This window comes from Pseudarthrobacter sp. SL88 (assembly GCF_026672455.1).
Lineage (GTDB): Bacteria > Actinomycetota > Actinomycetes > Actinomycetales > Micrococcaceae > Arthrobacter.
Map to the genome: position 1 here is coordinate 2020063 of NZ_JAPPRD010000001.1, position 13487 is coordinate 2033549.

12 protein-coding genes are annotated in these 13487 nt (G+C 65.2%); 8 read left to right on the top strand and 4 right to left on the bottom strand.

The features are described 5' to 3' along the window. Nucleotides 1–77: 77 nt before the first annotated feature. Nucleotides 78–2147: an acyltransferase family protein gene (locus OVA06_RS09305; protein ID WP_056078810.1), complete on the top strand. Its 2070-nt coding sequence runs from the start codon at nt 78–80 to the stop codon at nt 2145–2147. A gap of 26 nt (nt 2148–2173) precedes the next feature. Here the strand turns inward: OVA06_RS09305 and OVA06_RS09310 are convergent, their stop codons facing one another. Beyond that, the gene (locus tag OVA06_RS09310) at nt 2174–2398 is read right to left on the bottom strand and encodes a hypothetical protein (RefSeq protein WP_268157763.1); all 225 of its coding nucleotides are present in this window, start codon (nt 2396–2398) and stop codon (nt 2174–2176) included. Between the two features lie 287 nt (nt 2399–2685). Continuing rightward, nucleotides 2686–2988 (bottom strand): DUF4193 domain-containing protein, encoded by a 303-nt coding sequence (locus tag OVA06_RS09315; protein ID WP_056078803.1) that lies wholly within the window; start codon nt 2986–2988, stop codon nt 2686–2688. A gap of 103 nt (nt 2989–3091) precedes the next feature. Between OVA06_RS09315 and OVA06_RS09320 the strand changes: the two genes are divergently transcribed. From OVA06_RS09320 to OVA06_RS09345, 6 genes are all read left to right on the top strand, one after another. After that, the gene (locus OVA06_RS09320; RefSeq protein ID WP_268157765.1) at nt 3092–3766 is read left to right on the top strand and encodes a haloacid dehalogenase type II; all 675 of its coding nucleotides are present in this window, start codon (nt 3092–3094) and stop codon (nt 3764–3766) included. A gap of 3 nt (nt 3767–3769) precedes the next feature. Then, nucleotides 3770–4741, top strand: coding sequence for a D-2-hydroxyacid dehydrogenase (locus OVA06_RS09325; RefSeq protein WP_268157767.1), 972 nt, complete (start codon nt 3770–3772; stop codon nt 4739–4741). A 140-nt stretch (nt 4742–4881) separates the two neighbouring features. Then, entirely contained in the window at nt 4882–6426 is a 1545-nt protein-coding gene (locus OVA06_RS09330) for an ABC transporter substrate-binding protein (protein WP_268157769.1), read from the top strand. Nucleotides 6427–6456: 30 nt separating this feature from the next. Continuing rightward, a complete protein-coding gene (locus tag OVA06_RS09335; protein ID WP_268157771.1) occupies nt 6457–7398 on the top strand; it encodes an ABC transporter permease in 942 nt (313 codons plus the stop codon). After that, nucleotides 7391–8227 (top strand): ABC transporter permease, encoded by an 837-nt coding sequence (locus OVA06_RS09340; protein ID WP_268157773.1) that lies wholly within the window; start codon nt 7391–7393, stop codon nt 8225–8227. Before OVA06_RS09335 ends, OVA06_RS09340 begins: the two co-directional genes overlap by 8 nt. Continuing rightward, nucleotides 8220–9800 (top strand): ATP-binding cassette domain-containing protein, encoded by a 1581-nt coding sequence (locus OVA06_RS09345; RefSeq protein WP_268157776.1) that lies wholly within the window; start codon nt 8220–8222, stop codon nt 9798–9800. Before OVA06_RS09340 ends, OVA06_RS09345 begins: the two co-directional genes overlap by 8 nt. A 30-nt stretch (nt 9801–9830) precedes the next feature. Here the strand turns inward: OVA06_RS09345 and OVA06_RS09350 are convergent, their stop codons facing one another. Together OVA06_RS09350 and OVA06_RS09355 are read right to left on the bottom strand one after the other, a co-directional pair. Continuing rightward, nucleotides 9831–10586, bottom strand: a complete 756-nt coding sequence (locus tag OVA06_RS09350; protein WP_268160733.1) for a lytic transglycosylase domain-containing protein — start codon at nt 10584–10586, stop codon at nt 9831–9833. Between the two features lie 504 nt (nt 10587–11090). Further along, on the bottom strand, nt 11091–12293 hold the full coding sequence (locus tag OVA06_RS09355; RefSeq protein ID WP_268157779.1) for a Gfo/Idh/MocA family protein: 1203 nt from the start codon (nt 12291–12293) through the stop codon (nt 11091–11093). Nucleotides 12294–12534: 241 nt separating this feature from the next. Between OVA06_RS09355 and OVA06_RS09360 the strand changes: the two genes are divergently transcribed. After that, nucleotides 12535–13479 (top strand): carbohydrate ABC transporter permease, encoded by a 945-nt coding sequence (locus tag OVA06_RS09360; protein WP_268157780.1) that lies wholly within the window; start codon nt 12535–12537, stop codon nt 13477–13479. Nucleotides 13480–13487 lie beyond the last annotated feature (8 nt).

Here is a 13487-nt window from a genome sequence, read left to right on the forward strand (position 1 = left end):
CTGTCGGCGAGCCTCCGCTCGCCCCTGATTTTCCCTGCGCCCGGCGCGGGACTGAAGAAGTACACAGAGGGGACGCAATGAGGCATGCCTCCGCGGTCAAGCGCGCCAACAACGGAACCGGGCACGCTCCAAGGCCCGACATCCAGGGGCTCCGCGCGCTGGCCGTTGGCCTCGTGGTCATCTACCACCTCCGGCCGGAAGCCCTGGCGGGCGGGTTCATCGGCGTAGACGTCTTCTTCGTCGTTTCAGGGTTCCTGATCATCGGTTCCCTTGCACGGGAAGCTGCCAGGAACTCCTCGATCTCCGTCCCCGCCTTCTATGCCAGGCGGATCCGCAGGCTCTTCCCGGCGTCGGCCGCCGTCCTGGTGGCGGTCCTGCTGGGCACCGTGCTGCTGCTTCCGCAGAGCCGCTGGCAGGGCATCTCGGCCGATGTGCTCTTTTCGCTTCTCCAGGTGCAGAACTGGCACCAGGCGTTGTCCGCAGTGTCCTACGCGGGAGCCACCGGGGAAGTGTCGCCGCTGCAGCACTTCTGGTCCCTCGCCGTCGAGGAGCAGTTCTACCTGGTGATCCCGTTCTTCTTCCTGGGCCTTGTGCTGGCCGCCCGCCGCATGAACCGGGCGTCAGACAGGTTTATCGTTCCCGCGCTGTCTGCAGTGGCACTGGTGTCCTTCGCCTACAGCATCCACCTCAGCAACCACGAGCACACCCTCGCCTACTTCGTCACGGGCACCAGGGTGTGGGAGTTGGCTGTCGGCGGGCTGGCGGCCCTGGTACCGGCCGTGGGCTTTCTCACTGGGCGCCGTGCTGCCCTGGCCAGCTGGGCGGGCGTGGCTGCCGTCGTCATCCCCGTATTCTTCCTGACCACCGAAATGCCGTTCCCCGGCAGCATCGCCGCCATACCCGTGCTCGGCACTGCACTGCTCCTGAGGTCAGGCAGCGCGGCGGCAGCCGTTCCCTGGTCAGCGTCCAGGGTGCTCAGCCTCCGTCCGCTGACCTTCATCGGCGACGTCTCGTACTCGCTCTACTTGTGGCATTGGCCCGTCATCGTGTTCGCCGTCGCCCTGCTGGGCCGCGCGCCACGGATCAGAGAAGCCATCCTTTTGGGCGCGCTGAGCCTTGCGCTCGCAGCTGCGTCCTATTACTGGGTGGAGCAGCGCTTCCGGCACCCTTCCAGCCGGAACACCGGGTGGGGCGGCCACCGGAAGGTGTATGTCCTTGCCATGTGCAGCGCGGTGCTGGTGACCGTGGCGGCGTGGGCGCCGTGGCAGGTGGTCGAGGTCAAGCGGGCCCAGCTGTCCACTGCCCTGTCCGACCGGGACTACCCCGGCGCCCGGGCGTGGTCCGAGCGTCCCGCGGCCGTTCCCGCGGGCATGCCCGTCCGCCCGGATCCGTCCGTGGCGATGCAGGACGTTCCGGCCACCAGTGCCGGCGCGTGCGGTGTCTACGATCCGGCCTCTGTGCCTGATACTGACTGCTGGTTCGGGTCCCAGGACCTGGAGGCCCCGGTGGTGGTCGTGGTGGGCGATTCGCACGCCGGCCAGTTCGTGGATCCGCTCGTTGCGGTGTCACAGAAGATTCCGCTCAGGATCCATGCGATGGTGCGCAACGGATGCCCGTTCGCGCTGACGCCTCCCCGCTCAGCGGACACCGTGTATGCCAACTGCTCGGCCCAGAACGCCGTAACCGCAGAGAAGATTATCGGGCAGAAACCGGATCTGGTCCTGGTGGCGGGGATGCGTGAGGACGGCTACCGCAAGGCGCTCGGATGGCACTGGGCTCCGGAATCCACGCTGGCTGACGGTTACGTCGAGTCCCTGTCTCGGCTGCGCGGGGCGGGCCTGCGCGTCGCCGTGATCGCAGATCCGCCGTACCCCGGCGGAAATCCGGTGGAATGCCTGCAGAAGCACGGCAGGCAGGATCAATGCGCAACGGCCGCCGCCGAGGCCCTTGCCGGAACGGACACGCTGGTGGCTGCCGCCGGCGGTGTTCCCGGGGTTGAAACCATCGACCTGTCCCGCCATTTCTGCCGCGACGGTGTTTGCCCCGTGGTTATCGGCAATGTCCTTGTCTACCGCGACAACCACATGACGAACACGTTCGCGAAGTCGCTGGCCCCGGACCTCGCCGTGGCACTGCGCCTGGGCTAAGGCCCGGGAGCCGGCAGGCCAGTCCCCTAGTTACCTTCGTTGACGATGGTTCCGCCCAGCCACTCCTGGACCTGGTCCGGGGCCTCCGTGCCCACAATCCAGTTCTTTCCGACATTGATGGTGTCCCCGGTGTAGGTCTTCCTTGCCGCCAGTTCGCTGTCGAGGGAAGCGCCGTTGGCGTAGATCCCCAGGCCGATTTCGCCGCAGCTCCCTGAAGCGGACGCGTATTTGAAGCGGTTGTGAACCATCATCTCGGGGCATTCAAACCCGGCGGCTTCGAGTGCCTCGCGCAACTCGCCGACGGTCTCGAACGTTCCGCCGTCAGCCGGCGGCTCCTCCCCGGGTCCGGAGGCCCACGGTCCGCTGCACGCCGACAGGGATTCCGGCCAGGATCACTGCACCGATGGACGTGGCAACGTTCTTTTTTGCCACAATTCCCCCCATTGTTTGCTGTCATTTCACCCTAACGGGGCCATGCTGACAGCCGGCCGGGCGCTCCAGTCCGCCCTTAGGCGGCGCTGATACCGCGCTCTTGCCTTCAGCCCTCGCACTCGCTGCAGTACGAATGGCCGTTGCTTTCCCGCGCCAGCTGGGAGCGGTGGCGGACCAGGAAACAGGAGTAGCAGGTGAATTCGTCCGCGCCCTGCGGAATGACCTGTACGGTCAGTTCCTCGGAGACGATTTCTCCGCCGGGGGTCAGCCCTTCGTCCAGTGCGTCCGCTTCGTCCAACTGGGTGACCACGCTGCGGGCGTCGGGGGCGTTGGCGGATTGCAACGCCTCCAGGGAACGGTCCTGGGACTCCTTGACGTCGGAGCGGACCTCGTCATAATCGGTTGCCACGGGTGCATCTCATTTCTCTTGCGGGCTGCTCACTTGACGTGTCTCCAACGTGCGCCGCTGCTCCGTTGTTCCCGGACAGGTCAACGCACCTAGAGTTCAATCCATGGCTTCCACGAATTTCCGTCCGCAGTACATCTCCTTTGACTGCTACGGCACGCTGATTAACTTCCAGCTCGATGCAACCACCCGGCACCTCCTCTCGGGCCGGCTTGCAGAAGAGCAGTGGCCTGCCTTCAAGGCGATGTTCAGGGGTTACAGGTATGACCAGGTGTGCGGGGACTACTACGCGTACGAACAGGTCCTGGAGGATGCTTTCAACAGGGTCTGCAGAAGGTGGGGCTTGGAACCCACCGAGGGGGCCGGGGCCCGGTTCGGCGACGCCGTCCGGGGTTGGGGGGCGCACGACGACGTCCCCCGGCCGCTGGAGATCATGGGCCGGAACTACCCGCTGGTCATCCTCTCCAACGCCGACCACAGCTTCCTCGACATCAGCGTTCCACGCCTCGGCGCGACGTTCCACGCGGTGTATTCCGCGGAACAGGCAGGGGCCTACAAGCCGAGGTACCAGGCCTTCGAGTTCATGCTTGATTCCCTGGCTGCCTCAACGGAGGACTTCCTGCACGTGTCCTCCCACACCCGGTACGACCTGATGCCAGCCCACGACCTCGGTTTCACCAACACGGTGTACTTCGACCGCGGCTACGACCCCCACAGCCCCGGTTACAACTACACCACCGTCCGGTCGCTGGATGAGCTCAACGGGCAACTGGGCCTGTAGACCGTGCCCGGCAACCGCAAACGGCCGGTCGTCGCCGTCCTGTACCGTGAGGAACTTCCGCCCCGCGTCCACGACATCGAACAGCTGGCAGAAGTCCGTGCCGTGACCGCGGATAAGCTGGCGGATGCCTTGACGGGAGCCGACGTCCTGTACCAGTGGCACTCGTTCTCACCGGCGTTGCGGGACAACTGGCAGGCAGCCTCCTCCCTGCAGTGGATCCACGTTTCCGCCGCCGGCGTGGACAAGCTGCTGTTTGAGGAACTGGTTCGCAGCGACGTTACCTATACAAATTCCAGGGGCGTGCTCAGCCGCGCCATTGCAGAATTTACCCTGGGTTTCGTCTTGGACATCGCCAAGGACACGCAAGGTTCGTTCCTGCTGCAACAGCAGCAGCTATGGCAGCACCGGGTCACCCGGAAGATCCAGGGCCGGCGTGTGCTGGTGGTGGGTACCGGCTCCATCGGCCGCGAGATCGCGCGACTGTTACGCGCCGTGGGGATGGACGTGAGCGGAGCCGGGCGCAGCAGCCGGCCCGGGGATTCGGACTTCACAGACATCCACAGCTCAGGAAACCTGGCGGGCGTGGTGGGCAGCTTCGATTTCGTGGTACTTGCCGCTCCCTTGACCCCAGCCACCCGCGGAATGATCGGCACGGAGGTGCTCGCCGCGATGAAACCTTCGGCCCACGTCATCAACGTCGGGAGGGGCGAACTCATCCAGACCGATGCCCTGGTCGAGGCCCTCACCGGCGGGTGCATCGCCGGCGCCGCACTCGACGTGGTCCATCCGGAGCCCCTTCCCCTGGAGCATCCCCTGTGGAGCATGCGGAACGTGATCCTCACGCCCCACATGAGCGGAGACACCGAGGCTTACCTGGACGAGCTGGCCGAACTGTTCGTCCGCAACCTGCAGCGGTTCGTCCAGGGCGAACCCCTGGTGAATGTCGTGGACAAGTCGCTGGGCTTCGTTCCATGACGGGTTTGCCGCCGCGGAACGTCAGCTGTGTTACTCCCCATCCCGGACCCCGGTTTCCCACCGGGCAAAAGGTTAGGCTAACCTAAACCGTCCTAGTTTCTTCTGCCCAACCCGTTCGGGCACTTCTTCAGGCGGTTCCAGTGCGCAAACTCGGCCAACTTTCAGCGATGGGCCTTGCCGCCCTCACGGCCCTCACAGGCTGCGGACTCAGCGGCGGCGGGACAAGTGCCGCCAGCAAGGTGGCCGACACCAACCAGCGGATCGTCGTCGACAACTTCCGGGCGCCCGTGGCCAACTGGGCCCTGGAATCGGATGCCGCGTACATCCTGTCCCTCTCGGGCTGCCTTGAAACACTGACAAAGTACGACTCCGGCCAGGGGAAGGTTGTTCCCTTCCTGGCCACGGAGTGGAAGCAGGCTTCACCCCTGGAATGGGACTTCACCATCCGAGACGGAGTCAAGTTCCAGGACGGCACGGACCTCACCGCCGAATCGGTCGCGGCGTCCCTCACATCCGTCCTCAACGCCAAAGTACCCGCCCGTGCGTTCAGCCCCAGCATCGTCAGCAAGGTCGAGGCTACAGACGCCAACACTGTACGGGTCACCACCCCCTCGGAGAGCCCGCTGGTGCCGTTCCGCCTGGCGAGCGTCAACACCGGCATCCTTGCTCCCGCCGCCTATCAGGGCGCCACCGTGGACCCGTTCGGGCACTGCACCGGCCCGTTCACTCCGGTATCCGAGAAAGCAAAGCAGTCCCTCACGCTTGACCGCAACGGAAACTACTGGGGCGGGGACGTCCAGCTTGCCGGCGCCGAAGTACGGTTCATCACCAACGGCGCCACCCGGGCAACCCAGGTCCAGACCGGTGAGGCGGACATCTCCCTCTCCATCCCGGCGTCAGCCCTGTCGTCGCTGGAGAACGCCCCCGAAGTATCGGTCCTCAAGGCGGACTCCCCGCGGACTGCCACGCTCTACATGAACAACGGCCGCGCCCCTTTCAACAACGTTGACTTCCGCAAGGCACTCCGCTCCGCCCTGGACCTTGGGGCGCTGGCCGCCAGCGTCTACGAAGGCGCCGCACTGCCCGCGGCTGGCCCCTTCGCACCCTCCGAGCCTTGGGCGGGTTCGGCCACCGCACCACAGCAGAATGTAGAGGAAGCCAAGAAACTGCTTGAGGCGGCGGGGTACACGGCAGACAGGCCGCTGGAGATCATCGCCATCGTTGAACGGGCCGAATTCGCGGACGTCGCCACCGTCATCCAGGACAACCTCAAAGCGATTGGCGTCCCGGTCAGCATCCAGGCCAAGGAATACGCTTCCGCTGAGCCGGACGTCCTGGCCGGGAACTACGACATGATCCTCAGCCAGCGGAACCGGCTGATCGACATCGCCGATCCCATTGGCTTCCTCACCGCCGACTACACCTGCAAAGGCACCTACAACCTGAGCCACTTCTGCAACCAGGACTATGACGAGGTCATCGCGCAGGCGGCCCGGACGTCCAGCACCGAAGACCGCTACAAGCTGTACGCGAAAGCCGGCGAAATCCTGGACGCAGAAGCCGTCAACCTCTGGCTGGTCAATGAGCAGGCGACGGATGCCCTGCGCAGCAGCGTCCTGAACTACGTGCAGGATCCCCTGTCCCGGTACGTGCTGACGGCCCAGACGGCTACGTCCGCGTCCTAAGGACCGGTCCAAGGCCTTCGGACCAGCAGCATGCTCACCTTTCTTGCGAAGCGGACGGCGACCCTTGTGGCCGCCGTCCTGCTGTCGTCCTACGCCGTCTTCCTTATCCCCTACGTGACGCCGGGCGATCCCGTCCGGAAGATCATCCGTTCCCGCGTCGCCGGGGATGTGGTGGATGATTCCACCGTCAAGGCCCTGAGTGAAAGCCTGGGGCTTCAGGACCCGTTGCCCATCCAGTACCTTCGGTGGCTCGGCGACTTCTTCACCGGCGACATGGGCCTGTCCCATGTCAGCCGCACACCCGTGGCGGACCAGGTCATCCCCGCGCTGGGAATCACCCTCAGCCTGGTGATCGTTGCCCTGGGCACCGCCGTCCTGGTCTCGCTGCCGCTGGGCATCATCGCAGCGCTCAGGCAGGGCGGCAAGGTGGACAAGCTGATCACCACCATCACGCAATCCTTTATTGCCATGCCCGAGTACTGGCTGGCGCCGCTCCTGGTCCTGGTCTTCGCCCTGAAGCTTTCGCTGCTTCCGTCGGCAGGGTGGAGTAAGCCCGCCTCGATGGTGTTGCCGGCAGCCACACTGGCCCTGAGGCCCATCAGCTTCTTCACCTCGGCCGTCCGCTCCGGGGTGATCGATGCCCTTGAGGCCGAACACATTCCGGCCGCCAGGGCACGCGGGCTGAGCCGGACGCAGACCATCCTCCACCACGTGGTGCCCAATGGTCTTGTCCCGCTGTCCACGCTCTTTGCCGTCTGGTTTGCCGGGCTCCTGGGCGGTTCGGTCATCGTTGAGGTCATCTTCGCCATCCCGGGCATGGGCCGGTTGCTTTACGACGCCGTCATCAACAGCGACATCCCGCTGGCGCAGGGCGGCGTGGTGTTAGTGGTGGGACTCGCCGTGGCCATCACCACCCTGGCCGACTTCCTGCACCGGATTCTCAGCCCCAAGGTGGGAGGCACCCTTGCGTAAGTGGCCTGCAATCGACGCTGTCGCCGTCGTGATCCTCATCCTCGCGGTAGCCGCCGTTGCGGCGGCCCCCTGGCTGGCGCCCTTTCCCCCTGACGAGCAAAATCTCGCCGCCCGCCTGGCAGCTCCGGGAGGCGCCCACCTGCTGGGAACGGACCACCTGGGGCGGGACACCCTGAGCAGACTGCTCGACGGCGGGCGCTTCTCCATGCTGGTGGCGGCGCTGGCCACGGTCCTCACCGGAGTCATCGGACTGTCCATCGGCATCCTCAGCGCCCGGCGCAAAGGCTGGCTGGATGAGTTCTTTACCCGCACCAACGATGTCCTGCTTGCCTTTCCCGAAATGGTGGTGGCGCTCTTCATCGTGGCTGCCATGGGTACCGGCTTCACCTCTTTGCTGGTTGCCCTGACGGTGACGGGATGGACGCCGTTCGCCCGGCTTGCCCGCACCCTGGCCTACGACGTGTCGGCACGGGGATTTGTCGAGGCGGCGCGCGTGGTGGGCTGCCCGCCGTCGTTCATTATCTTCCGCCATGTCCTCCCCCATCTGGCCGCTCCCATGCTGGGGCAGGCAACGCTTCGGTTCGGGCAACTGCTCATCAGCGTGGGTGCACTGTCCTACCTGGGACTTGGGGTGCAGCCGCCGCAGTCGGACTGGGGCTCCATGCTTGCGGCGGCTCAGCCATACGCAGAACGGGCCCCGTGGGGAATCCTGGTGCCCGGCCTCGCCATCTTCGTCATCGCTTTGTGCGTCACCCTCATCGGGCAGCGCGCGGCCCGCCGGGCAGCAGATCCGATCGACGCAATCGTGACAGAGGGCCAGCATGCCTGAGCTTGTCATCGAGAACCTGTCAGTGGGCGGACCCGGACACACGGTGCTGTCCGGGGTCAGCCTGACGGTCCGGCCAGGTGAGTTCGTGGCGCTGGTGGGCGGTTCGGGTTCCGGCAAGACCATGACAGCCCGCTCAGTGCTGCAACTGCTGCCTCCGGCCTTGGGCGTGCAGCAGGGCTCCATCCGATTGGGCGGGCAGGAGCTTACGACGGCGTCCGAGACTGAGCTGAACCGCGTCCGTGGCGGCCGGTTGGGAATGCTCTTCCAGCAGCCCAAGAAGATGTTTAACCCGAACAGGACCATCCACAAGCATCTCCTTGAGCCGCTGAAGCTCCATGGCGGACTTCGCGGCAGGGCGGCCGAGGCAAAAGTGCTGGACCTCCTGGCCGAGGTCGGCTTCGAAAATCCGGAGTGGGGCGCCCGCGCCTACCCCCACCAGCTCTCGGGTGGCATGGCCCAGCGGGCCATGACGGCGATGGCCCTGGCCGGCCAGCCGGAGATCCTCCTGGCGGATGAGCCGACGTCGGCCCTGGACAAAGTCCTGGAGCAGCAAGTCCTGGAACTGCTGGACCGGGAAAGGATCCAGCGCGGACTGGGAATCCTCTACATCACCCATAACCTGGCCTCCGTGGCGGCGTTTGCGGACAGGGTGATGGTGATGCAGGACGGGAAGATCGTGGAATCGGGAACCACAGAGTCCGTGCTGCGGAACCCCCAGACCGGCTATACCCGGAAACTCCTGGAAGCATCCAGCCTGGCTCCGTCCGGCACGTTGGACACCGCCGGCGGGCAACCCGATGTGCTGACCCTGGCCAATGTCTGCAAACAATTTGGCTCCGGACGGCGCCGGGGACGACCGGCCCTGGATGACGTCTCCCTCACCCTGAAGCGCGGCGAGATTCTTGGCGTGCTGGGCCAGTCGGGCTCCGGGAAGAGTACCCTGGCCCGGGCCATTGTGGGACTGGAGACCATCAGTGGTGGAACCATGAGCCGGGCGTTGTCGCCCGGGGCCGGCGATGCACCAACAGCCGTTCAGATGGTGTTCCAGGAACCGCATGACTCCTTCGATCCGCGGATGACCCTCCGGGCCAGCCTGGAGGCGCCCCTGAGGCGCGGACTTGATCCGGTGGAGCGCAGCCGCCGGCTTGGGCAAGTCATGGAGGACGTCGAGCTCGATCCGGCGTTGCTGGACCGGCGCCCCGGGGACTGCTCAGGCGGGCAGCTGCAGCGCGCCACCATCGCGCGGGCCCTGCTGATGGAACCCGAGGTACTCATCTGCGACGAAGCGACCTCGGCGCTGGACGCGCTGACCCAGCGGACCATCCTCGACCTGCTGCAGCGGCTCAACCGCAAACGGGGCTTGTCCCTGATGGTCATTACCCATGACATGGATGTAGTGCGGCACATGTGCCAGCGGGTGGCGGTCCTCTATCAAGGGCGCCTCGTGGAACTCACCGACACCCACCGCTTCTTCGCCGACCCACAGCATCCGCACAGCCAGGACCTTGTATCGGCCGCCATCCCCTGCCGCGGACTGCACCTTAAGCGGATGCGGGCGGCGGCTTCCGTCTGACCCGTGCCGGAGATGATGCCCCGGCCGGGTCTATTTCAGGGTGCCGGTCACCGTTGCGTAGGTGACCGCTTTGTCCTTGACCCGGCGGAGGTAGGCGTCGGACTGGTTGTACGAGTAGATGGCCTGCGTCCACCCCTGGGAGGTCCGCAGGTCACGGCCGTGCAGGCAGAGATAGGTGGCAGCGCTGACGGCAGCGTCGTCGATGTTGAAGGGGTCCGCTGTTCCATCTCCGTTGCCGTCACGGCCCACCAGCCGCCAGGTCGAAGGGATGAACTGCATGGGTCCGACGGCCCGGTCCCACCGGGCATCTCCGTCCAGTGCGCCGCCGTCGGTATCCGGAATGGCGGCGAATCCTTCGCCGTCGAGACTAGGGCCCACAATGGCGCCGCCAGCCTGCCCATCCGTGTCCAGGCTGCCGCCGCCGTGGGTCCCGTGCCCCGATTCCACGGAGCCGATGGCCGCCAGCGTGTTCCAGCCGATCCCGCAGGCCGGCGAAGAGCCGTTGGCTGAGGCGGCCGCGGCAACGTAGGCACGCAGGGCCCGGGAAGGGATGCCGGTCTGCGCGGCTGCATCCGTGAGCCACTGGGCATCCGGGCTGGCCGTGACGTTCACGGCCGTTGTCATGCCGGTACGCCCTGCATCGAGTTTCACCCCCGCCAACGGCGGCGGCGGGAGGAGCCGGCCGGTGTCCTCCGCACCGGACTGCCCGGCAACCCGGAACGAGAATGCGGTGCCCACGCAGATCAGGAACAAGCAGAGAACCACATAACGTCGAATACGGAGCACTGACCAATCAAACCATTCACCGCCGCCGATCAGTTCATCTGTACACATCTGTGGCGTCACCGTGGCTTGAGGGCGTTGGGTGGGGTATCTTGTTGCTACTCGTGGTTGAGCAGCCAGCCCGCACAGTGCGCGCAAGGGAGCCCCGTGAGTTCTACCCCAACCATCAATGGTTCAGCGTTCCACGGCGCCCCCCTCCGTAGCTTTGCCCTGGAAACGGGCTAAAGACCACCTGTTGCACCGAGGATGCGGTAACAGGTGAGGGTGGCCCAATGCAGTTCCGGCCCCCGCCGTGGGCCGGTACCGGGATTGGGGGCCGGCCCACGGTCCACCCGCGAAGGACACTGCGGCCCGGAACAAGAGGGCACGACGGCGGCGGGAGGGTTCGCGTCCGCGCGCTTAAGTTCTCGGAGGCGTCCGGCATACTCACACCGGCGAACCGCGGCGCAACATCCTTACGCGTCACAGGCCCCCGGGGCCCCGGCACAGCCGACATGGTCATGCTTGTTAAGGGTTGGCCGGGGCGTCGCCGAAGTCGCGGATGGGAAGCCGCGCCCCGTTCTGCTGCGCTGAGGCGTGGGCGACGATACCGGGAAGGGTGAAGCGTGCGGCTACCCAGGCGTTGACCGGGGGCAGCGTTCCCTCGTTGACGGCGGTGACGAAGTCGTCCACCAGGAAGTGGTGGCTGCCCTCGTGCCCGTTGGGGGCGCCGCGGAACTCTTCCGGCAGCCGGTCCGCGTCGTGCACGGGAGCAAGCCCTGATACGAACGCGTCACGCAGTTCGGGTGCCACGTTGGCCAGGGACGGATCGTCCAGCGGAATGCTGGGCCGCGTCTCCATCTGCCCGGAGATGTCGTGGACGTCCTTCTTGTCCTGCCATACCGTGACTTTGGCGAGCTGTTCGAAGCTGGCTTCGGTTCCGAAGAAGCGGAACCGGGACTCCCGAATGTGGGAGGGGTAGCCCACGCGGCGCATTTCGTTGGTGCGCATCACGCCGCCGTCGTTCAATTCAAAGAGGGCAGTGGCGTTGGAGAAGTCGTTGCCGAACATGCTGACGTCCTTGTTGAAGACGCCGTCATTGCGGTCGTCCTTTACGCCGAAGCAGCTGACGCTGACGGCATGCGACGGCAGGGCGCCGAGGACGCCGCCGATGGCGTGCGTGGGGTACAGCATGGGCGGGTAGCTGGCCGTTTCCTTCCAGCGGTCGCCGCCGCTGTACTGGTAGGCGTCGTAGAAGCCCAGGTCCATGTCATGTACGTAGTCACCTTCCGAATAGAAGATCCGCCCAAATTTGCCTGCGGCGTGTTGCTCGCGGGCGTAGACCGTGGCGGGGTTGTAGTAGCTGGTCTCACCCATCATGTACACCAGGCCGGTTTCACGGACGGCTTCGATGATGCGGGCGATCTCGTCTTCCGTCACCGCCATGGGCACAGCCGAGTAGACGTGCTTGCCCGCGCGGAGGGCCTGCTCAACCAACGGACCGTGGGTCCAGCGCTGGGTGAAGATGGCCACGGCGTCAACATCGGAGGCCAGGAGGGCCTCGAAGTCCGGCTTCACTCCGGTGAGGCCGTAGCGGTCCACCGCCTCTGCAGCGCGTTCCGGGCGCTCGTCCACCACATACACCTCCTTGACGCCGGGGTGGAGGTTGAACAGGTGGGCAAACTGGCCGCCGAACTGGCCTGCGCCAACGATGCCGATTGAGAACGTCATTGTTTTCCTTCTGTGTGGAAGTGGGTGTGCGCCGGTGGCGGCGCGGAAGCAAGCAGGAATTCGGTAAACGTTTCCAGCCCTGCCACTGCTGGACTTTCAGTGTTCTACTCGAGTCAACAACTCTGTGACGCAAAAAACAAGCCGTTTTGGCGCAGAAATTAATCTCTTGCCCCACAAGATCTACTCGTGTAGATTGCTGGGCAGGTTGTTAGGCACATCACACAATCAGGAAGGGTCGAAGATGACCACCCTTACCAGGAACCCCCGTTCGCGGGAACAAAACCCCAAGCGAACACTGTTGAACCGGAAGCTGCCCGGCACCCGCAGCGACGTCAGGATTGCGCTGTTCTTCATCGCACCGGCCATGATCGGATTCGTCCTCTTCTACCTGGTGCCCACTATCCGCGGGATCTACCTCAGCTTCACGGAATACAACATCCTCGGAGATCCGGAATGGATCGGGTTGGAGAACTATCAGGCGATCGCCAAGGATCCCCTGTTTTGGAACTCACTGGCCGTCACCGGCCAGTACGTCATCCTGAACATCGCGCTGCAGACGTCCCTGGCACTGGGCCTGGCGCTGCTCATGCACCAGGTGGCAAAGTCCACCATCATCCGGGGCGCACTCCTGCTTCCCTACCTGATGTCCAACGTCATTGCCGCCCTGCTGTGGTTCTGGATGCTGGACTACCAGATCGGCGTGGTGAACCAGTTCATCGAGTGGGCCGGGATGCCCCGGGCGGCCTTCTTTGGCAGCGAGGAGTGGGCCATCCCCACGCAGGCGCTGATTAACACCTGGCGGCATATGGGCTACACCGCACTGCTGATCTTCGCCGGCCTGCAGTCCATCCCGGGCCACGTCTACGAGGTAGCCAAGCTGGACGGTGCGTCTGCCTGGCAGACCTTCAGCAAAATCACCATCCCGCTGCTGCGTCCGGTCCTGGTACTGGTACTGGTGGTCACCGTCATCGGTTCCTTCCAGGTCTTCGACACCGTCGCGGTGACCACAGGCGGCGGCCCGGTGAACGCCACCCGCGTCATCCAGTACTACATCTACCAGCGCGCCTTCACGGAGTCGGACTTCGGCTACGGATCGGCCATCGCCGTCATTCTCTTCCTCATCCTCGCCCTGGTGGCCTTCATCCAGATGAAGTTCCTCAAGGGCAACGAGTCGGACCTGGACTAAGGAGTCCT